Source organism: Njordella aestuarii, assembly GCF_056494165.1.
Map to the genome: position 1 here is coordinate 1,825,275 of NZ_CM151397.1, position 22,145 is coordinate 1,847,419.

16 protein-coding genes and 1 tRNA gene are annotated in these 22,145 nt (G+C 51.2%); 8 read left to right on the forward strand and 9 right to left on the reverse strand.

Going from position 1 to position 22,145, the window contains the following annotated elements; translation table 11 throughout:
- Window positions 1-97: 97 nt before the first annotated feature.
- From SH451x_RS06930 to SH451x_RS06950, 5 genes are all read left to right on the forward strand, one after another.
- Complete coding sequence (locus SH451x_RS06930) at window positions 98-913, forward strand: TIM barrel protein (RefSeq protein WP_479361715.1); 816 nt, start codon at window positions 98-100, stop codon at window positions 911-913.
- A 17-nt stretch (window positions 914-930) separates the two neighbouring features.
- Window positions 931-1,374, forward strand: coding sequence for an RbsD/FucU family protein (locus SH451x_RS06935; protein ID WP_479361716.1), 444 nt, complete (start codon window positions 931-933; stop codon window positions 1,372-1,374).
- Between the two features lie 546 nt (window positions 1,375-1,920).
- Entirely contained in the window at window positions 1,921-3,180 is a 1,260-nt protein-coding gene (locus SH451x_RS06940) for a beta-ketoacyl-[acyl-carrier-protein] synthase family protein (RefSeq protein WP_479361717.1), read from the forward strand.
- Window positions 3,181-3,224: 44 nt separating this feature from the next.
- Entirely contained in the window at window positions 3,225-3,485 is a 261-nt protein-coding gene (locus SH451x_RS06945; protein ID WP_479361718.1) for an acyl carrier protein, read from the forward strand.
- Between the two features lie 165 nt (window positions 3,486-3,650).
- On the forward strand, window positions 3,651-5,030 hold the full coding sequence (locus tag SH451x_RS06950; RefSeq protein ID WP_479361719.1) for a serine hydrolase domain-containing protein: 1,380 nt from the start codon (window positions 3,651-3,653) through the stop codon (window positions 5,028-5,030).
- Window positions 5,031-5,042: 12 nt separating this feature from the next.
- Here SH451x_RS06950 and SH451x_RS06955 read toward each other — a convergent pair whose 3' ends face one another.
- The 4 genes from SH451x_RS06955 to aroH form a co-directional block, all read right to left on the reverse strand.
- Entirely contained in the window at window positions 5,043-6,344 is a 1,302-nt protein-coding gene (locus tag SH451x_RS06955; protein ID WP_479361720.1) for a glucose-1-phosphate adenylyltransferase, read from the reverse strand.
- Window positions 6,345-6,730: 386 nt separating this feature from the next.
- Window positions 6,731-8,059 carry an anti-sigma factor family protein gene (locus SH451x_RS06960; protein ID WP_479361721.1) on the reverse strand — a complete coding sequence of 443 codons (1,329 nt, stop codon included), beginning with the start codon at window positions 8,057-8,059 and terminating at the stop codon, window positions 6,731-6,733.
- Window positions 8,060-8,093: 34 nt separating this feature from the next.
- Complete coding sequence (locus SH451x_RS06965; RefSeq protein ID WP_479361722.1) at window positions 8,094-8,828, reverse strand: RNA polymerase sigma factor; 735 nt, start codon at window positions 8,826-8,828, stop codon at window positions 8,094-8,096.
- A gap of 463 nt (window positions 8,829-9,291) precedes the next feature.
- Entirely contained in the window at window positions 9,292-9,720 is a 429-nt protein-coding gene (gene aroH, locus SH451x_RS06970) for a chorismate mutase (RefSeq protein ID WP_479361723.1), read from the reverse strand.
- A gap of 214 nt (window positions 9,721-9,934) precedes the next feature.
- On the opposite strand from aroH, the gene SH451x_RS06975 reads away from it, so the two are divergent.
- Complete coding sequence (locus SH451x_RS06975) at window positions 9,935-11,008, forward strand: acyltransferase (protein WP_479361724.1); 1,074 nt, start codon at window positions 9,935-9,937, stop codon at window positions 11,006-11,008.
- Here SH451x_RS06975 and polA read toward each other — a convergent pair whose 3' ends face one another.
- Window positions 11,009-13,948, reverse strand: a complete 2,940-nt coding sequence (gene polA / locus SH451x_RS06980) for a DNA polymerase I (protein WP_479361725.1) — start codon at window positions 13,946-13,948, stop codon at window positions 11,009-11,011.
- 238 nt (window positions 13,949-14,186) lie between these two features.
- Between polA and SH451x_RS06985 the strand changes: the two genes are divergently transcribed.
- On the forward strand, window positions 14,187-15,641 hold the full coding sequence (locus tag SH451x_RS06985; RefSeq protein ID WP_479361726.1) for a hypothetical protein: 1,455 nt from the start codon (window positions 14,187-14,189) through the stop codon (window positions 15,639-15,641).
- Window positions 15,642-15,720: 79 nt separating this feature from the next.
- Here the strand turns inward: SH451x_RS06985 and SH451x_RS06990 are convergent, their stop codons facing one another.
- The 4 genes from SH451x_RS06990 to SH451x_RS07005 form a co-directional block, all read right to left on the reverse strand.
- Window positions 15,721-16,959, reverse strand: coding sequence for a CpaE/TadZ family protein (locus SH451x_RS06990; protein WP_479361727.1), 1,239 nt, complete (start codon window positions 16,957-16,959; stop codon window positions 15,721-15,723).
- 93 nt (window positions 16,960-17,052) lie between these two features.
- Window positions 17,053-18,660, reverse strand: coding sequence for a type II and III secretion system protein family protein (locus tag SH451x_RS06995; protein WP_479361728.1), 1,608 nt, complete (start codon window positions 18,658-18,660; stop codon window positions 17,053-17,055).
- A gap of 198 nt (window positions 18,661-18,858) precedes the next feature.
- Complete coding sequence (cpaB, locus tag SH451x_RS07000; protein WP_479361729.1) at window positions 18,859-19,917, reverse strand: Flp pilus assembly protein CpaB; 1,059 nt, start codon at window positions 19,915-19,917, stop codon at window positions 18,859-18,861.
- 421 nt (window positions 19,918-20,338) lie between these two features.
- The gene (locus SH451x_RS07005) at window positions 20,339-21,343 is read right to left on the reverse strand and encodes an AAA family ATPase (RefSeq protein ID WP_479361730.1); all 1,005 of its coding nucleotides are present in this window, start codon (window positions 21,341-21,343) and stop codon (window positions 20,339-20,341) included.
- Between the two features lie 437 nt (window positions 21,344-21,780).
- Here SH451x_RS07005 and SH451x_RS07010 point away from each other — a divergent pair.
- Window positions 21,781-21,867, forward strand: a tRNA-Ser gene (locus SH451x_RS07010).
- Window positions 21,868-22,145 lie beyond the last annotated feature (278 nt).

Sequence of the window (22,145 nt, forward strand, 5' to 3'; positions counted from 1 at the left end):
GTAAGCGGCCCATTTCCCTTCAACAGCTCATCAATTATCCTGGCGGCCTCACGTGATTGAACATTTTACGTAACCTCCTATCGAATGTTTCAAAATTATGAAATCTGCCGTTACGATCAGTCTGGTCGAAGAAGCGCGTGGTGGACCGTTTGTCCTGTGGGATGGGCTGGTAGAGTCATGCAAGATGGCCATACAGTATGGCTTTGACGCGGTCGAGATTTTTGCAGGGGACGCGAGCGTTTTCAAAAACGAATCGTTGCCATCGATCCTGGACGATCAGCAGCTTGAGTTGGCCGCTGCAGGAACGGGCGCAGGTTGGGTGCGATCCAAGTTGACGCTGAGCGATCCAGTGCCGCAGCAGCGGCAAAAGGCGATCGACTTTGTAAAATCGATTATTGACGCAGTCGCGCCATGGCGGTCACACGTCATTGTTGGTTCGATGCAAGGACGAGCTGACTCTAAGGACGCAATTCCTGCTCATCGTAAAAACCTAGCTGAATCGTTGCGCGAATTGGCTGGCTATGCCAAATCAAACGGAAGCACGCTTTTGATTGAGCCTTTGAATCGGTATGAAACCAATCTTGTGAACACAGTTGCCGACGGTTTGGAGCTGATCGAACAAAGTAGTTCCGACAATCTAAAACTCCTGTGCGATATCTTCCACATGAACATCGAGGAAGAGCGAATCGACGACGCGCTTCGCCTCGCTGCAAATGCAGTCGGGCATATTCACTTCGTCGATTCGAACCGCCGAGCTGTTGGGTTTGGGCACATTGAGTATGCACCCATCATCGCTGCCTTGCGTAATATCAGCTACGATGGCTATCTCTCTGCGGAAGTGCTACCTCTGCCCGATAGCAAATCGGCTTGCCAACAGACGATTGCATCTTTCCGTACCCTGACAAACTCGTAACAAGCAAATTGTCGACTATGCTTTTATACAAACTGATACACCCCGAGATTTTAGCTACGCTGGCTGCCGCGGGGCATCATTCGACGATCTTGATCGCCGACGGGAATTACCCAGCCGCTTCGAAAAAAGGTCCGAATTCACGTTTGGTCAGCATGAATCTGATGCCAGGTTTGATTTCGTGCGACCAAGCGTTGAGAGCGGTCTTGTCGGCGGTTCCGATCGAGGCAATCCACACGATGGCGACTGAGACCTCCGGTCCATATGCTTTGGGCGGTGATCCTCCGGTCTGGGATGATTATCGCAAGACTCTCGCCGAAGCAAAAAGCGAACTCTCGATCCTGCCGCTGGAAAAGTGGGACTTTTATAAAAAGGTCATCACGCCCGATCACGTACTGACGATTCAAACGGCCGACCAGCAACGGTACGCAAATATTTTGCTGACGATCGGGGTCCGCATGTAGCTTAGCAAGCGCATCGTAGCTCGCTTCGCCTAGAAGCCGGGGAAGTGTTGGAGAGATTTCCTGTTACGCTACGAGCACTGCCGGACAAGCTAGCAGTGGCACCCTTTTCAGGGATCGGTTCGTAGTACCGCCTTCAGGCGGAGGCAAGCGCAACCAAACGCATCATAGCTGGCTTCGCCAGAAGTCGGGGATGTTTTGGAGAGCTTTGCCGTTACGCCACGAGCACTGCTGGACAAGCCAGCAGTGGCACCCTTTTCAGGGATCGGATGGCTTTCCGAAGCTACACCTTTTTCCGATGCTACACCCTTTTCACGGATCGGTCGCTTTTTCGAAGCTACACCCTTTTCCGAAGCTGCACGCTCTTCCCTAATCGGCACGCTTTTTCAAGAAACTCACCAAACTGCGGCCGCGTTCTCGGTCCAGCGCAGCTACGGAAGAGGGCGCAATCGCCTCGACGGCTGGCTTCGCCTTGTCAAAACGGCGGGTTACGGGTAGTTTCAAGCGTTCCGAAATCCGATTCCTCTCTACCGAACCGCCGCCTGCAAAATGACTGTCGCTGATCGAACGCAAAGCCTTCCGGACGAACAGCGCGTTGTAATCACCGCAGTCGGATTGACTTCGCCGAACGGGCCAAACCTGCAGACTTACCGCGAAAATCTGCTCAATGGAGTCAGCGGCGTTCGCGATTATGAAATCCGCTATGTCGGGAAGACGCTTGCGGGTGTCTGCGAGTTCGAAACGACTAAATATCAGTCGAAAAAGGACATCCGGCGTGGAACTCGAGCCGGATCGGTCGGCATCTACGCAAGCGCAGAAGCGATCGCTGCAAGCGGAATCGACTGGGCAAATGTCGATAAATCGAGAGTCGGTATTTACGTTGGCGTGACTGAGCACGGGAACGTTGAGACCGAGAACGAAATCTACAATATCAAGCAATACGACTATGACACTCAGTTTTGGTCTCACCACCATAACCCTAGGACTGTTGCAAATAATCCAGCAGGCGAAATCGCCCTGAATTTAGGGATCACTGGCCCGCATTACACCATTGGGGCCGCTTGTGCCGCTGGAAATGCCGGGATTGTTCAGGGGGTCCAAATGTTGCGACTGAACGAATGCGATTTGGCGATCGCGGGTGGTGTCTCGGAAAGCATACACACATTCGGTATTTTTGCGTCATTCAAGAGCCAAGGGGCGTTGGCAACACACGAAGATGCAACGAAAGCATCCCGACCGTTCGACGTGGATCGGAACGGTATTGTCGTCTCTGAAGGAGCTTGCATGTACGTGCTTGAGCGTCTATCGGATGCGAAGGCGAGAAACGCTGAGATCATTGCGGAGATTGTTTCGTATGCGATCAATACCGACGCGACCGATTTCGTCTTACCAAATCCCGAGCGACAGGCACAATGTGTGCAGTTAGCTTTGGCTCGCGGGGGATTGAGCCACGAGCAGATCGATATCGTCAGCACGCATGCGACGGGAACTAGTAGCGGTGACTCACAAGAATCGATTGCCTTGAGGTCCGTTTTCCAGCCAGGAACGCGAACGCACTTTAACAATACCAAGAGCTTCATCGGGCACACTATGGGAGCTGCCGGAGCCTTGGAGTTGGCTGGGAACTTGCCAGCCTTTAAAGATAGTATTTGCCATGCGACAATCAACGTGGATAACTTGGATCCTGATTGTGCCTTGGAAGGGTTAGTTGTTAATCAGCCACGCGAGTTAAATCGCGTAGATTATATCCTGAACAATTCGTTCGGTATGTTGGGAATTAATTCGGTCTTGATCGTCCGACGATTTTAGTTTGTCATTGTTGTTACGTTTAAATTTCGAATAGGAAGAGTTTGATGAGTCCTGCTGAGATCCGTGAAGAGATTATCGATATCTTGGGCGATATTGCTCCGGATGAGGATCTTTCCAATCTAGAAGATGAAAAAAGTTTTCGCGACCAAATGGAATTGGACAGCATGGACTTTCTTGACATCGTGATGGAATTGAGAAAACGCCATCGGATCCAGATTCCTGAAGAAGATTACGGCAACTTGGCAAGTATGCATTCGACCGTAACGTACCTAGAACCGAAAATGAAAGACATCGTCCGCGCTTAGCAACTACGCTACGTCGACATTTTAAAATTCTTGAGTCCGGTACTCACGCTGAGACGGACAATTTACTAGCATAATTGTTTGGGGCCTCTGCAGTTCGCAGTGTCCCAACTGTTCGCCGATTTTCGGTTTCAGCTGGATCTTTCGACTCGATGACAAGGTATCGATATGCTCAATAGACTCGGAGTGATCTGTTTGTTCTTATTTCCCTGCCCCGCAATTCTTGCAGAAGACGACTTCAAATACGAAGATCAAGTTGCCGTTCTGGTTAAACCGTTCCAAGAGAACCACATTTTTCAAGCTGCGTCGGTCGGCATAATCGTGGGCGAGCAAACCTGGATACGCCACTACGGAACGCTTTCCGAGGAGCTCAACGAGGCTCCCAACGACGCGACTTTGTACGAAATTGGATCCATCACTAAGGTCTTTACCGGTATTCTGCTTGCCGATGCTGTAGCAAACAAGAACTTGTTAAAGCTTGAGCAGAATGTTGGTGAGTGTTTTCCGGAGTTAAGCAAATCGAATCCAAAGTTCGCAGATCGTGTGACTCTGCAGCAGCTTTCCCAGCATGTGTCGGGACTGCCTCGCATGCCTGGCAATATAATGCCGTCGGATCCTAACAACCCGTTTGCCGATTACGACCGAAAGCTTTTGCTCGAATTCCTGGGCACTGTGACACTAGCAAACGAGCCTGGATCCAAGCACGAGTATTCGAATTTGGCCGTCGGCTTCCTAGGGGATTTGATCGCCACGAAGTCCGATATGGAGTACGAAGAGTTGCTTAAGAGTCGCATATTTGAGCCGCTCGATATGCACTCTTCCGGAATGACGCTTGCCGAAGAAGAGGTTGCCAAGCTAGCTCCACCGTTTAATTCGGTGTTGCTCCCCGACCATCGTTGGGATTTCGCTGCGCTGGCGGGAGCGGGTGCGATTCGCAGCAACATTGCGGATATGCTCAAGTTCGCCAATGCTCAACTTGATCCGCCGCAATCAGACGTTAAAAACGCGATCAATCTGGCTTGGGAGATTTCATCGCCTGCGAGTAAGGAGCAACCCGCCATGGGGCTTGGCTGGTTAATTGCTGGCGACGGTTCTACACGTTGGCATAACGGTCAAACAGGCGGCTACCATTCAATGCTCTTAGTCAGTCGCGATTTGAACGCCGCAGTCGTCTTGTTAAGCAACACGGCGACGCAGGAGATGGATGCTCTAGCCGAAGGGATTTTCCAAACCGTTGTTGGGATGAAAGTCGCACCACGCGTCTTTGCTAAAGAATTTGACGTCGACGCCGCAACTATTGAGCGGTTGAAAGGCGAGTATCAGTTGGCTCCGGGTTTGATTCTCACCATCACTGGTACCGACGGACGTGTGCTCGCTCAATTAACCGGCCAGCAAGCTCTGCGAATTTATCCTGAAAGCGAATCGGTTTGGAACTATCGAGACGTCCAAGCTCAACTGCGATTTGAGCTTGAGGGGAAAGACGCGGCAACCAAGGTCACGCTGCATCAAAACGGCCGAGTCATGCCCGCGCCGCGTATCAATAAGTAGCTAAGCTTTTGCTTACAGTGTCCATCCATCGGGCAGCGTAGCGTCTTTCACAACGATCGGAATTCCGTCACGAATATAACATGGAGCGTGCGAATCCGATTCGTCTTGGCCGCTCCGATTCACTATCTTGACATGGCGACCGATGCGAACGTTCTTGTCAAGAATTGCACCCTCGATTAAGGACCCCGTACCGATCCCTAGCGGCACATCACCCGTTTGCGAGTCGGATTTTAGTTCGTCCGCTGTTTCGGTAAAATCGGCACCCATCACGTAGCTGTCTTTTATGGTTACGCCGTCATTGATTACACAGCGAAGTCCGATCACACTGTTTTCGATAACTGCGCCTTTGCCAATGCGACAGCCGTCGGCAATTAGCGAGTTCTTAATGGTTGCACCTTCCATGATTGTTGGCGGCAAGAATCGAGCTCGCGAGTAAATCGGATTGTCAGGCTGAACAAGGTCGAACGGAGGATTCGGCTTGGCAAGTGCCAAGTTCGCTTCGTAAAATGCTCGAATCGTACCAATATCCTCCCAGTAATCATCGAACAAATGCACTTGAACTTTACGGGTACGAATCGCTGCCGGAAAGACTTCCTTGCCAAAGTCTTCATAGTCAGTTTTTGATAAAACGTCGAACAGCAATTCGCGATTGAAAATATACAAGCCCATGCTCGCGAGGCAGTCACGGCCCTGCGAAGCAATCCCGCGAGCATCGATCCATGCTGGGTCCATTCGCACCATGTCGATTTCGTCGTCCGTTTTTGGTTTTTCCAAAAAGCCGGTCACACGCCCAGATTCATCACAACGCATTACGCCCAATGAAGTTGCCGCGGATCTGGTGACGGGAATTGCGGCGATGGTTACATCAGCCTGATTGTCGATGTGCGTCTGCAACATCTTGGCATAGTCCATCCGATACAACTGGTCGCCTGAGAGGATCAAGACATACTTCAGATCTTTGCTGTCCAAGTATGTCAGGTTTTTGCGAACGGCGTCCGCAGTGCCCTGATACCACTCCGTTGTTGAGTCCATGGTCTGCTGAGCAGCGAGCAGTTCGACGAATCCGCCACTGAAACTATCGAAGCGATACGTTTGCCGGATGTGCTGATGCAGCGAAACGCTAAGGAACTGTGTGAGCACGAAGATGCGGTTGATGCCACTGTTAAGGCAGTTCGAAATCGGAATATCGATCAGTCGATACTTGCCCCCCAATGGCACGGCTGGTTTGGCACGAATTTTGGTAAGCGGGAATAGCCGCGTACCTCGTCCGCCACCCAAAATTAACGAAATTACATTCCGCATGTCATAGTTCATTGGAGCATTCCCGGTTGGTCTATCGTCTCGTTTTTCTAAGCAATCCTGTACATTGTTGCAGTTTGTACCGCAGCTTCAAAGAACAGGCAGCTACTTTTTTCCATTGCGATACGATGTCTTTCAAAAGACACGTCAACCGTTGCTTCAACAGTTGACATCCATCCTCTGTAGCTTACTGAACGACCGCGCCTTGGAAAGTACCCTACGCCTTGGTTCCCTTTAACTGCGACGAAGAACGCAGGATCAACACGATATATAGCAATAAATCGAATTCACTCGTTTATCCGATCGATCGCTTGATTGCTCGACAAATAAGTCACCGCAGGAGGTTTCGTGCAACCTAAGAATGCTGCAAGAGAATTTAGAAAATCTATCTGCCACCCACGCTAGCGATCATTCGAGCCTCGTTTCCGCGGACTACCACTTCCTGGGCCGCGGGAACGACTGCTCAGTTCCGACCGCAGTTGCCACTGAGCGCGATTGGCATCAGTGAAATCGATTTTTTCTTTCTGCTCGTCCGAAAGCAACTTGTACTGTGCGACGAGCTCTTCATCGGTAGGGTGAACGGCCCAAGGGGCATCGAGTGAGTAGAGCGCCCACGTGGAAAGAACATCGATTTGCAGTTTTGGCGCTACGCCGTAGAGCATGTCCTGCGCTTTCGGCGACAGCTCTGCAGTGAGCGAGTCAAAGAGTTCGACTTCGTTCAAAAGTGCGAAACTGTCGTTCATTCCGCGGCGCCAACGCCAGTCTCGGATCTGTTCAATAGCGCCGCTTCGACCAGGGGAAGCCCCCGGAATGCTCGGGCGCAGCTCGTTCAATGTCCAGTTCTTCACTACAGCATGATCATTCGTTGTAAAGTGATCGGCATACCACATCGCAACGCGGAAACAAGCTTCTTCACGAATTCGTTTCACTTGCTCCTCTGCCGGAGCGTTCAGAATTCCGGCTCGCTTGTTGGTTTCGATAGAATCGAGCAACGAAGCGAAAACAGTAGCCGAACGCTGCAGCGGTAATGCATCATCCCGGCGGCTCAGTTCATCGTAACGATCGAGGTAAACTTGTCGTGTTTCCGGATCCATTCGCCACATATCATCTTCGCGATTGCGCAAAATTTCTTTATCACGTGGATCCAAGCCTTCTAGCCACTCTGGCAGTTCATCCAAAGGTTGCGGTGGTATTGGCAGAGTGTTGCGAGCGATATCGGTTTGAGCGAGTTCGTTAAGAAGCGGAAAGTCCATCAATCGTTCTGCGAGACTCCAGTCATCAAAATCCTTCATCGCAGGCAAGATTGTCGCTGCTGCTATGACTCGCATTTGTTCATCTTTGCTACTGGCTCTCGAGCTCAGTCCAGAGAAAATGCCAAAGGCTACGGCGATCAGTGCGCACGGCACTAGCACTCGAAGGTCGAGCAATGCGCCTGTGATAGAGCTGAAAGTTACTTTTGAAAAGTACGACCGCTTGGGCGGTAACACCTCTTGCTCAATCGACTTGGCGACTAGCTTTAAGGTGGTGGTCGTGAAATCGCGACTTACATTCGTGTCGGGAAGTTCTTCAAGAAGATCCCAGGCTCGTCGCAACTGCCTAAGTTGTTCACGCAGTTGACGGTCGTCAACCAAACGTCGTTCCAAATCCAAACGTTCCTGAGTCGTCAACTCGTTGTCGAGATACGCAGTGAGCAATTCGGTATCGGTGTCTACATTCATTCGGTTCGACATTTTTCAGCTCGCAAGGCGAGGGCTTAACAATTAGTTACTCGCTTCGTTTCGAATTCGCACCTTGTTTTGCCGACCTAGACTGGCTCAAAATTGAACTCGATGAAATGTGACTGTCAGAGATACTATCATATTGACCGTCCAGCGGAGGTGGTGTGCCTTCCTCTAAATAAGGCTCCAATAATACCTTTAAGTTCACTCGAGCTCGACTGAGCAATGACTTGATCGCTTTAACGCTCAAGTTCATCGTGTCGGCAATTTCTTGGTAGGACATTCCTTCGAAGCGGCTAAGCATCAGGGCGATTCGTTGCCGCTCACCCAATGCCATGACGGCTTGCTGTACCATGGTAGCACGTTCCGCTTTATCAAGAGAACGTGTTGGCATAGATTCGCTGGCCGCCATCACCAATTGTTCTAACCCAACTGCAGTCGAATTGTTCGCCGTCCGGGGATTTAAATTTACTTCTTTTCGGCGATTACGGTCCCGGACCGCATTGCTGGCTACGTTGTTGGCGATTCTGTAGAGCCAAGTCGTGAATTTAGCGGTCGGTTCGTACGATTTGCGAGCGCGATAAACCCGTAGAAAAACGTCCTGAGCCAGATCTTCGGCAGCTTGCTGATTCGATACCCAACCAACCATCAGTCGCGTGATCGAAGCCTGATGTCGCTTAATCAGTTGTTCAAAAGCGTTCGCGTCATCGTCGCGCACGCGTAGCATCAGTACCACATCCGGGTCGGTGGTAAAATCGGCTGATGAATTCGTTTCCGACAAGACTATCCACTTTCGATGACGAAAAACGCTCGCAAAACTTAGGTGGGAACGCACCACATCCAACCATACGAACTAAGTCTGCGAATAGCTCAGCCCGCTTTCTACCGCCAAATTTTGCTTTCGCGGAAGCATTCCTTCTGTTTCGCTAGATTTCCGCGAAGTCGCTTATCTTGCAGTAAATTACCGATCCACCCCGGAAAATTCCCCCGCGCGCAACTTCGCTTAACTGCTAAAAACACGCCGTTCCACATAATGTTTCGAAATCAGGCCGTTTTTCAAAATTCGCTCGATTTTCGCGCGGCTCATACGCACGTTTCTGCTTTCAGGCATAAATATGAGGCTGATTAAAACTCGAAAGCTGAACAGAACGCAACGCTTGCAAAATAGGCCAGCGTAGCGTAGCGGCAACTGTCTTAAGCAGTGATGAATCCACCGTGTGAAACTCAAATTTCTAGCTTGCGAGCTACTGGGCCTGTAGCTGGCTTTGAATCCACGCTTCGAGTTCATCCCAATCGACAGGTGGTAGACTGGAGCGGTCTGGACGGAGCTTGACTGCCTCGCGGATATAAATGTGCTCAATCTCTTTTTGTGTCCGTTCCGTGTTCCAGTGCAACAATATTCGGATGCAACGTGGAAGTGAGCCCGGCACGGAAATTTCGTAACCGCACAGCATCGGTACATCCAGCCACCCCATTTGCCGAGCGGCCAGGGCCGGAAACTCAGCGTTTAGGTCGCGCGTGACGGTAAAAGTTGCACTGGCAATATCGCTCGCATCGATCTCGTTTCGGCGAATCATCAGCGCCAAAAGCTGGCGGGTGGCGTTCAGAATCTCTTCGCGATTGTCTTCCGCGACCGTGGTCGCTCCGCGTACGCCTCGGCATACCAAGTTCATAATCTTCGACTTTTGACGTGGAAATGATGCGATCGCATCGCTTTGTGGAAACTACTGTGGTTGAAAAAACGGTATAAACGCTACAGTCTGCCGCGCCTAGGACCGATAAGTTTACGTTGTAAGCACTAGACAGTTAAGTCCTGTCACGAGCTAGACGAAAGTGGCTAGCTCAACAGGATTCGAGGCACAGGATCTGTAAGGATACGATCTGGGGATGACGAGTCTGACTTTAGATGTCCAAACGTCGACGGGTTCGCAAGCTGCGACCTCCGCCGGTATGACACAACGCACGGCGCGCGAACGCTTCTCGGAAATCGATTTGCTCAAAGCAATCGCTATCATAGCAGTGGTGCTGATTCACAGCCTGAGAGATTTTCCAACCGGCCCGCGTTCCGCGACGATTATGGTCCTGACTGACCTCACTAGATTCGCAGTGCCTTGGTTTGTCTTCGCTGCCGGTTTTCTTTTTACGAAAGACGCAACACGACCAAGCTCCGACGTCCTTCGCAAAGCCGCCGCAAGGATCCTTCCACCCTACTGGATTTGCTCCAGTGTATGGATCGGTCTAGCAATGTACGAAGGACAGTCCCTGACGTGGGAAACAATTCTGAAAATGCTGTTCTACGCCGAAGCCAACGGTACATACTACTTCGTGTTTATTATCACCTATCTCTACTTCGCTGGCACCCTTTTGCGACGCTGCTCGCCGAAAACAGTAGTAGGCCTTTGGATTTTGAGCGGACTTTTGCTCGTCGCTTTTTACGCAGCATGGCCGCTGCTAATATTGCCCGATGGATCGTGGCGTGCGGCGATCCGTTCTCCATTTATTTATATGTTCCCATTCCTAACGGGTTGGGTCGTTTCGAATAACTACCAGTCGCTTCGGAGTCGATTGCTGAGCTTCCGTCCGTCAACTGTGATTATGATTTTCGCCGTTGATGTGCTGGCGTGCGAGTTAATGCAGTTCGTTGATTACTCGATTCGCATCCGTGAGTTGTTAGTTCAAGTTCACATCTATGCGCTCATGATTCCGGTGCTTTACATCGCGCTGCGTTACAAAGTTCAATCGCGGGCTATAAGGTTTCTTAGCGAATCGTCGTACGGCATTTACCTGGTCCATATTTTCTTCGTTGTCTACATCCATAAATTCTTCAGGATGCAGCAGGCGTTTGAAGTTCCCGGCAGAATCCTCATAACCTGTGTACTATCACTCGCTTTCACGCTGATCGCATTGATGGTAATACGAAGTTGGGCAGGGCGCAACGCGCGGATACTGGTAGGGGTATAACTAGCAATCGGCCCAGTTGGTTCCAGTTTTTACGTCGACATCGAGTGGGACGGAAAGGCTCGCGGCTTGTGTCATTTCTTCGGTGACCAAGTTCTCGAGGGCAACGGCATCTGCCGGACTGACCTCAAACAGCAGTTCGTCATGAATTTGTAACAGAAGTTTGGCTGCGAGTCCGCTTTTTGCCAACCTCTTGTGCACGCGCAGCATTGCGATCTTGATCAAGTCGGCCGCTGAGCCTTGAATGACGGTGTTGACGGCCATTCGCTCAGGCTCAAGCAATGTCTTCTGTTGATTGGAATTCAGCTTGCTAAAGTCGCGAATGCCGTTCAAATATCGACGGCGACCAGACATCGTCGACACAAAGCCATCGCTTCGAGCCTTCTGAAGTGTTGTCGACATAAATTCGCGAACTCCTGAAAAGCGTTCGAAATATGCATCGATGAATTCGGCGGCTTGGCCTTTATCGATCCCGAGGCTTTTTGCTAACCCAAACGGGCTCTGGCCATACAAAATTCCGAAATTGATCGCTTTGGCGCTGCGACGCTGTGCAGAGGAAACATCCTCTAGCGAGACGCCGTAGACTTCGGCGGCCACGGCAGCGTGAATGTCCTCTTTGTTCAGAAAAGCATCCGTAAGCGTCTTGTCACCGCAAAAATGTGCCATCATCCGCAGTTCGATCTGTGAATAGTCGGCCGCCAGAAGCAACCAATCGCTGGGACCAGCGCGGAAGGCAGACCGAATGCGACGACCATCTTCGGTGCGAATCGGTATATTCTGAAGGTTTGGATCGCTGCTGCTGAGCCGACCTGTTGCCGCAACGTCTTGGCGGAAGGAGGTGTGCACGCGCCCCGTCTTTGGATTAACAAGCCGCGGTAGCGCGTCGATGTATGTCGATTTGAGCTTCGTCGCCTGACGATACTCGATGATCAACGCTGGCAGTGGGTGCTCGAGTGCGAGCTCTTGTAAAACCTCTACGTCCGTGCTTGGGCCGCTCTTGGTTCTTTTCACGACCCGTAACTGCAAGCGGTCGAAAAGAAGGGCCGCCAGTTGTTTAGGGCTGTCGGGATTGAACTGTTCTTGCGCAACTTCAAAGATCTGGCTTCGCAAGCCGACAATCCGCTCTTCAAACTCAAATCGCAGCGATTCCATCCGCGGAAGATCGACGGCAATTCCATTGCGTTCCATTTCAGTCAGCACTTCGATCAGCGGCATTTCCAAGTCATGAAAGACCGATTCGATTTGCATCGTTGCTAGGCGCTGTCGCATCACTGGAACCAATCGCAATGCCACGTCGGCGTCCTCTGCGGCGTATTCGGTCACTTGTTCAAGCGGCACATGGTCAATTGTGATTTGGTCTTTACCGCTGCCGATCAGTTGAGAGATTGGAATCATCTCGTGGCCAATGTAGCGTTTAGACAGTTCGTCTAACGAGTGGTTACGGTCACCTGGCGCGCACAAGTAGTCGGCCATCATTGTGTCAAACGCAACGTTGGCTATCCGGAATCCGTGCTGTTGAAAAACAATCAAATCGTATTTCAAATTCTGGCCGACTTTAGCGATCGACGGATCGTTCAAAAGTGGATTCAGCGATTCTTGAACAGTGGATAGCGGGATCGCACGGTTGCGTTCATAAGCGGGGGCTCGCACGGGGATGTAAACCGGGTCTGCATCAGGCCACGCCAGGGCGATTCCGACGAGCTCTGCTGCGGTCGGTGAAGTGCTCGTCGTTTCCGTGTCGATGGAAAGCAACCTTTGGTCGCCCTTGAGTTTTGAAAACGCCATCGTCAGCTCAATCACGAGGCTGTCGAGTCGCTCTGGGGAGTCGATGCAGCGATATTTTGAGCGGTCGATGACAGGCTCATCGTACTGAGGTTTTGATTCGGCGACGGATGCTGAGTTCAGGAAGCGTTCGGCCAAACGTCGAAAGCCCAGCGACTGAAAAAGTTTCTCAATGCCAAGCCGATCAGCCGATGGCCGTCGCCACGCTTCCCAAGTAATCTCGATGGGAACGTCCCGTTTCAGCTCGACGAGTGTTCGGCTTTGGTATGCTTGGTCGCGGTGCTCTGCCAGAGTTTTCTGGCGTGCGGCAGCTTTGATGTTCGCCAAATTTGCATAGACGCCGTCCAAATTGTCATATTCGTCTAACAAGTCCTTAGCTGCTTTGGGGCCGATCTTCGGAACTCCTGGAACGTTGTCGACGCTGTCCCCAACCATCGCTTGAAAATCGACAACTTGGTCGGGACGGATCCCCCAAGTCTCGCGTAACTGCTCGGGGCCGAACTTTTCCCCTTTGCGAATGTTCAGCATTTGGACTTTGTCGTTAAGCAACTGGCGGCAATCTTTGTCGCTAGTCACCAGCAGCACCTCGGCTCCAGCGTCGTAGGCAGATACGCTCAGCGTCGCCAACAAGTCGTCCGCTTCGTATCCGGACAAGAAGAGGCAGGGAATTCCGAGCACTGCGAGGCCTTCGCGGATACGGGGGATCTGGTCCACGAGCGCTACCGGCATCGATTCGCGGTTGGCTTTGTATGCCGGGAAAAAGTCATTGCGGAAAGTCACGTCGCTGACATCGAACGTGCAAATCAAGAATTCCGGGTCGTAGCGATCGCGGAGTTCTGCCAAGTCGCGAAAAAATCCGTGGATCGCTCCAACTTCAGTGCCGTCCGGAGCCGTCATCGTCGGCATCGCGTGAAAAACTTGGTAGATCAACGAATGCGAGTCGACCAGGACAACCAGGTCCCCAGGTCCTACGGTTGCCCGTTCTTTAACGACAATGCCGGTTTGTTCAGTAGATTCGTTGCGGTTAACTTGAGGGAAATCGACAATTTGACCAGCAGTTTCATCTGAACGACCGTTATGACCGTTCGTATCACTACCAGTGACCTCCTCATCAAAGCCTGCCAGTGACATTTGTTGCCGCGAAGACTTTTTGCGAGTCATACTTAAGAAATCGATGAAGTAGGCGAAATTGCAACTTGAAAATTGACGAGTGGCCGCGGGCTATTTAGTATTCATAAGTGCTATTTTGCGCCGTTGTGGCTCGGTTAAGAGCAATAAGTGGTCAAAGCGTTCGGTTTCAGCTACGGAAACTGCTGGATTTGACTCGTTATTGTGGCAAGTGGCACATTAGTCCTGCGGATCTCATCTCCCTGTTTTAACGAAAAATTGAGGATCGCCCATGGCGGCACGTGATCAGAATCTCCAACTTATGCGGATCTACGTTGCGTTGGTCTCGTTTCTGTGTGCGATTTTCCTAGTCGGTTGGATTTGGTCAGGCGTCACTAGCTCGACTAAAACCAAGCAAATGGAAGAGCTGCGAACGCGAGCGGATACTTCGGAAGGGAACTTCCGTCGTTTGAGCAACGAACTCCAGCTTGTACAAGGCATGCTGGGCGTCAAACAACTTAGCGACGTGGAAGTTGGTGCATTACTCGAATCGACTTCAGGAAACGCTGATGTCGCCGAAATGCAAACACAGTGGCAGAAAGATATGGGGCTGTTCGGTCCGAACGTGCCGCAGCAAGATCGAAACTATAAGAGTCTCGTGACCTACCTGATGCAGGAGTTGCGAGCGCGAAACTTGCAAGTTGATAATGCTTCCAAGCGTCAGGACGAGTTAGTAGCTGAAAACCGTGCGGTACTTGATCGTGAAACTGCAGCCGCGCGTCAGGAGCGTGAACGAGCCGATTCGCTCGAAAAGCAGCTTGCTGCAGAACGTCAAGACTTCACTGCGAAGCTTGAGGCGAGCCAAAAGACGATCGACGAGACTAGCCAACGTTTGACTCAGAGCAATGCAGCCCATGCTCAAGAGAAACAAAAGCTTACTAGCCAAATCGCTTCCCTGGATAAAGAAGCGGAAGAGTTGCGAAACCGAAATGCAGAACTTGCGGACAAACGTACTGAGCTGGAAGGTGAAGAGTTCCAAAGCCCACAGGGTAAAATTTCGGTTGTCGCTCTCGGCAATCGCACTGTCTATGTCAACCTAGGAAAGACGGACGGTTTGGCGCCGGGCGTGCGGTTTAGCGTAATTGACCCAAATCAGACGCGAATGTCCGAAGCAGTCACGAAAGCACAGATTGAAGTCGTTGAAGTTAGCCAAACATCTTCGCGAGCACGAGTGCTAGAAGACTTGAACGGCGACCCAATCGTTCCTGGTGACTTGATCTATTCACCAGCCTGGCAACCAGGTCGCAAAGTGCAATTCGCGCTGCTCGGAAAAATGGACATCAACAACGATGGATCTGATGATCGCGAACTGCTGAAGGATTTGATCCGACAAAGCGGTGGCGAAATTACCGAAGAGCTTCTGCCGGATGGCCGCAAGATGGGTGAAATGACCATTGATACGCGTTGGTTGGTGGTCGGTGAGGCCTACCGAGCTGATGATGCACGAGAAGGTTTTGGTGCCAAATACGCTGACATGCAAAAGCGTGCACGTGGGTTGGGCGTGAGCCAGATCAATATAGACAAGGTAATCAACTGGATTCGATCGCGATCGGATGATCGCACTATACCTTTTGGAAGTGCAGCCCGAGCGGTTGATGTGCGTGAGCAAGAGCGAATGCCGATATCTGCTGGGAAAGTCTCTGACCTTTACAACATTCGACCTGAGAACTCCCGAACAGCTCCTTAATTGGGGCGTGTACCACGCAACGATACAGATCAACAGGATACTAACAAGTAGCCTGTTTTCGTTTAACGGGACAAGCTTTCTACTTCTTCGCTTTGGCCTTACCGCCTTGGAAGAATGACATCCAGCTAGCCGATCCAGCGACAGACTTGTTCTGGGCCGCAGGATCTTCGGAGTTCAGCTCCAACGGTTCTTCGGTCAGCAATCGCGTTAACTCCAGCACCGACTGCGTAATCGGCGCTTTGGGAGCTTGAGTAATCAACGGCACGCCGTTGTTACGCATTTCGATCATCGTTCGATAGTCGTTGGGGATCTGATGGAAGACATCGCGTCCTAAGGTTTCACGCGCTTTCTTCAAGCTGATCTGACCGCTATCGAGGCCCATGCGGTTTACGATTACTTTCAGCTTGTCGCGAATCTGTTCCATTTCCTGAAAGCTCATTAACAGGCGAACCATATTACGCAAACAGGGCAGATCGAGCTGCACCATCAAGAGCACTTCGTCAGCCAGCTCAAGGGCTGTCAAGTCGACGCTGGTATACGATTTCGAGAGGTCGAGTACGACGTGCGAAAACGATGCTCGCAGCAGCCCGAAGACGCGTTTGATGCTCTCTGGAGTAATCTCTGCACAGTCTTGCAGCTGTACTGGTCTTGGCAGCAGATGTAGACCCGATGAATGCTTGGTAAGACTTTTGCGTAGAAGCTGAAAGTCTAATCGACTGACGTTTTCCGTAACATCGAGAAGGCTAAAGTCGGGAATCGAGTCGAGGAAAACGTCGGCGTCGCCCAAAGCCAGATCCAAGTCGACGAGTACCACCGAGTTTGTCGCATGAGACGCCAGATTGCAACCAATGTTGATAGCGACGGAAGTACAGCCAACGCCACCGGTTGCGCCCGCGACTGCGATCATTTTACAGTTTCGAGACTTGCCATGGGAACCGCCGAATTTTTGATCTTGAATTCGTCGAAGCGCGGCAACTAGTTCTTCCAGATTGATTGGGAGAGTCAGGAATTCTTTGGCTCCCGAGCGCATGGCGCGAAGGATGACGGGGCCTTCCATGTTCCGCGAAAGCACAATCAAATCGCAATCTGGCGTGCGATCGCGCAGGTTTTCGATCAATCGCAATGCTTTGTCACTGTCGGAATCAATGTTGACGATTCCAATATCCGGCGTTGCTTCTGCGACGACATCGGCAAAAAATTCATATCGCGAGCATTCAGCTTCGAGCCAAACGATATCCAAACCCAATAGAATCGATTTTAGTTTTTCGCGTGAGTCGTCCTTGGGATCGACAATTGCTAAACGTAAAACGTTACTCATAAATCTTTCACTCGACCTGTTACAAAAACAGTTTTCGGGAAGGTATTGCTCGAGTCTGATCAGAGGTCATCTCTCATCAAAGACTCAGTCAAATTATTGTGACGATATGCGTTGGTAGCCGGCACTTTGCGCTGGTATGGTTTTCTGGCCAGTTGGCAGCGTCGCCTCTGCATACAGATTGGAGGACGAGTTCTTGCTTATGTGATCGTTGCCCATATAGACTGGCTGTCCTGGACCATTTTGATAGAACTCCAACGGTTGGCCTGAATCTGCTTCATTGATTTGTATGGGGAGGCCATTGGGGCCTTCAACGCAGCCATCGTTACAGACGTTTGGCACTTCGATATACCCACGCCAATAGAGCTCTTTGTCAGATGGCGAGTTGGTGTTGTAGCCAGGACCGCCAGGAGGCACTTCGCTTGGATCGAGTCCCGCAGCAAAATCTGGAGTCACCGTGATAAGCAATTCCACTTCATTCTGAACTTCACGGACGTTGCGGAAAAGTGCTCCTACGTAAGGAAGATCTGAGACTCCGGGCAAACCACTAGTTCTAGCCTCGGTCCGTACTTGCAACAGCCCTGCGAGAGCAAGTGTCTGGCCAGCATTCAACTCAACCGCCGTTTCAACATAGCGAGACCTTAAACCTGGAACCGAAATTCCGTTGATCGATACGGCCCTCGAATCGTCCACTTCGCTAATCATCGGCCGCACTTCCAACAAGATGCGACCGTCGCCACGAACTTTCGCTACAAAGTCCAGACGAGTACCGAACTCGCGGAACTCGACGCCGACTTGCCCCAAGCCAGCGGGAACCAGAACAGGAAACTCACCGCCGCTATTGAACGATGCAGGACGTCCGTCGATGGCCACCAACGTTGGGTCTGCAAGTACTTTGACCAAATTGTTCTGCTTGAGCAATCGCAGGAAGCCGAAGAACTGATTCCCGCCGTCGACAACACCGAGCCGCATGGTGTCATTGCCGGTCGAGGCGATCGCTGATGTCGTGCCACCTGGCTGAATTAGACCACTGACCGATTGCGAGATGAAATCGTCGCCGAAGCCGACAGCCCAATCAAATCCAGCTTCACGCAGCTTCGTTCGCGAGACTTCCATGATCTGGACATGGAGCATCACTGTGTGGACGCCCAGCACTTCGATACGATTAATGACAGTTGGATAGTATTGCTGCGCGATGCTAACTGCCTGCGCGACGTGCAAGTCGGAAGTGACTTGGCCGCTCAAGATCACAGCGTTCTGGATCGGGCGGACTTGGATGTTCGATGATGGGAACTCCGAGTGAAGGACCGACTCTAACTCGCGTGCATCTGCTAGTACTGTGACTTGCACGTTGTAGACCGTATCATCGGTACCGTAGAAATCTACTTGAGTGAAGCCGGTGCTCTTGGCCGCTATTAACATTTGGTCGCGGGACATCGGTCGCACTTCCAGCATGGCGTCATTCTGGACGTTCGCACGAGCAATGTCCTTGCCCAAGCTGAGCACTTGACTCGAATTGATGATCAACTCAAGACGCGATTGTTTGTCCTGGATCTGGACCACTCCGCCATTGGGCTGCGAGAGGTCCTTCTTGCTTACGCTCGTTTGAGCGAATACACCGGACGTAGATGCCAGCGCTATAACGACTGCGACGTTTACACTTCGCATGCGGAAAGCCAAAAACTGGAATGCAGTCATTTTCATAAGCTTCACGTCCCTGTGAAACACGACCATTCAGTGAGATGGCACTGTCCAGTCGATCTTAATTGCTGACAAAGGCCTGTCAGCGAATAGCAATTGCTGGCCTTCCATGGCCAACTCAATCGATCCGCATAGCTTGGTAAACTTAGTCGTCTAACAGAGGAAAGGATTTTCTGTTAGCCATCTAAAGTGCTCGCCTAATTACCATGCAGTCTCATCTTTAGCATCGGCTTGCGCTGGGTCGCTCTTGAGCTCGGTTTGAGTCCAATCTTCGTTTACAGCATCCCATTGCATGTTCTCCCCGGTAAACTTTCCGGGTGGGGTAGAGTATGCCGCACGATTCGGTGTTTCTTCCTTCGCAGGCTGTTTCGATACTCCCACTGGCTGGGGGAACTGACTTTTTGTCCAGCGAAACTCTTGTGCCTGTCCGCCGGAATAGACGACCATCGAGAATTCTTCTTCCTTTTCGACTTCTTCTTCCACAGGGGCAGTCGTCATTGCAAACAACATTGGATCCGGGATCTGAGGCGCTCCTGAAGTAGGGCCGCTGTCTCCCTTGACGCTGTCAGCCACCCAAGCCAAAAATTCTTCGCCGTTGTCGGTCGCAGCATCGTCTTCGCCAGTAGTCAACCCGCACAACGCAAGGCGCAGTTTGCCAAGGTTGGCAGCTGTCGTTAACGCTTCATACTGGCTGTCGCGAATCAGCAACTGAGCCGTCTTGGCCGATCGTTTTCCGGTTTCTTCAACATCCCGAACTGCGATCCCGTCAACCATGAGGACAGTCACGTTTTCAAGAACGCGAATCGAACGAGTCTGAGTGATTTTGCTGCTCTTTTCGAAGTAACCGAACACATCGACGCGATCGCCCGGTTTGATGTAACCGCTATCGCCGATCGGCATGTCGAAAACTTTGTAGCCGTCGGGAATGGTGTTCGCAATGCTGTCTTTACTATTGATGATCTTCTTTTCGAGCAGAGGTTCGCCGGCGTACATGCGTTGATTGGTGTACTTGCCTTCAACATCCTTCAAAGAAGTGACGCAGCCTTGAGGTACTCGATCAACAGGCCATTCCTCAAATTTGAATTTCTCGGCATTTATTTGCGCCGAAACGGCTACGTCGACCGCAGCGACCACGATTTTGGTGGTTGCGCGTTGCGGCATCACGACTTTTTGGTTCTTGATCATTTGGCTGCCAGCGACGGCGGCCACCGTTCCACAGCCGATGGCGACCATCAGCAGAAAGATTACTTTAGTATTCATGCAAGGGTGTCCTAAAACGTTTCCGAAACGAACTGAACAACTGCGATGACGCCTCGTTCAAGTTCACGAACAAAGCGGCTACAGTTGGCATCCTTGCGAACTCTAATCCTGACGCAATCTAGAACCGACCGCATACATTGATGCCGTTGGCGAGTAGTTCAACCATAGCTCGAATTGCTGAGTGGGGCCGTGGGCCGACTGCAAATTCCAAGCTATGAGAATTGAAAAACACATCTAGTCGCTTGTTGTTCATCGGCAGACTGAGGTGAAATGCTTGCAAAACAAAATTGCACGAAGCACAAAGTCCGCAAGCCAGAAGGTTTTACAGACTGTCACGATCGACAAGACGCGATTAATTTGCCATTGCTCGCGCCGGGTTAAGAAAGAAATGGATTCGCGGAGCTTGGGCGGTTGATCTGGCCTAGTCCGCCTTCTCGTTGACTTTTTCGAGTAGTTCTAAGAGTACTTGGTCGGTCTGGATGCCCTCAGCTTGAGCTTCGAAGTTTAAGACGACGCGGTGACGCATTGCTGGCAAGTAAACGCGTCGGATATCTTCAAAAGCGACGTTGAATCGTCCGTCAAGCAATGCTCGAACCTTCGCAGCCAGCGCAATCGACTGCCCAGCGCGCGGGCTGCTCCCCCAGCGGATATGTTTGTTAGTGGTTTCGTTGGCAAATGGTCCTTCAGGATGCGTTGCCAAGACGAGTCGGGAGATATAGTCGCGGACGTGGGGCGCTAGGATGACTTGCCTAACTAAAGATTGCCATTTCCGAATTTCGTTCCCGTCCATGATTTTTTCGGGCGTGATGATCGTTCCGGTAGTTGTGCGTTCGATAATCGTATTGAGTTCATCGCGCGTTGAATATCCAACTACTAGTTTGAACAAAAAGCGGTCCAATTGGGCTTCTGGCAGTGGGTACGTGCCTTCTTGCTCGATGGGGTTTTGAGTTGCTAGAACGAAGAACGGCTTTTCAAGGATATGGCGTTGACCACCAGCGGTCACGGTGCCTTCCTGCATTGTTTCGAGGAGAGCTGACTGAGTTTTGGGGGTAGCGCGGTTGATTTCGTCTGCTAGACAAATCTGTGTAAAGATCGGGCCGCGTTGAAACTCGAATTTTCGACGCCCGTGCTCATCTTCGACGATCATGTTGGTGCCGAGAATATCAGATGGCATCAAGTCAGGCGTGAATTGGATACGGTTGAAGTCTAGCTGCAAGGTGTCGGCTAAAGTACGTACCAACATCGTTTTGCCTAGGCCTGGAACGCCTTCGAGCAGGCAATGACCACCGACGAAGATGGCCGTTAGCACGCCGTGGACAATTTCGTCATGTCCAACGATAACGCGGCCGATCTGTTCGCGAACCTGCGCATATCGGCTTTGGAACTCCTCGCCATCTTTTTGCATTGCTGACGTATCCGAGCTCATAATTCCTCAATTTTCTACTGTAACGTGCAACTGCGGCCGAGTTCGTGTCACTGGCCTAGAAAAGTTTCACCTATGATAACGCAAATTGATGTGGCCGAGTTTCGGTCAGCAGAAATCTGGGAGTGATTTGCCCTTGCCAAGAGATTCCGGTTTAACGAAAGCCAGGATGGCCGACTATGTGGCAGCTCGTGGAACATGTGCGTCTGCGACCAAGGGTCGACGGTAATTGGGTTGAAGCAATTTGAGTTAGAAACGCGACGGAGAAATGCGAAGGGCACACTGCATTGCTTATTTGAGCACTGCAGGATGGGATGGTTCTTTTTGAGAGCGAGGGTCAAAACGTTGCCAAAAACCATCTCGCCAAGTTTTAGAAAGGTCGCTAGAATTGGGATCGCTTGAGCCGAAAGCTGCCGATCCGTCGTGGCAGCCCTTAATAAGGATGGGTGGCAGAGCGGTTTAATGCACCGGTCTTGAAAACCGGAGTAGTCGTAAGGCTACCGGGGGTTCGAATCCCTCCCCATCCGTTAATATCTGCCAAAAACATCGAAAACCCCTGGAGAATATGCTTTCCAGGGGTTTTTTGTTGCGATTTCGGGTCTAGAAGTGGCTTTCAATTTTCTCGCGTCTCACGTGGCGACCGCCGGTATGCCGAATTGAGAAAACGCTGGGCGCTTGCAAAGGTTGACTGGGCAGTTATCACTCCGCTTGCGATCCTCGAATGTCTAACTTAGTAGAGCGTTTCGATTCGAAGTAGCGAGCACGAATAAGAATCGTAATCGATCAGGCGTCTTCGTCGTGTTTG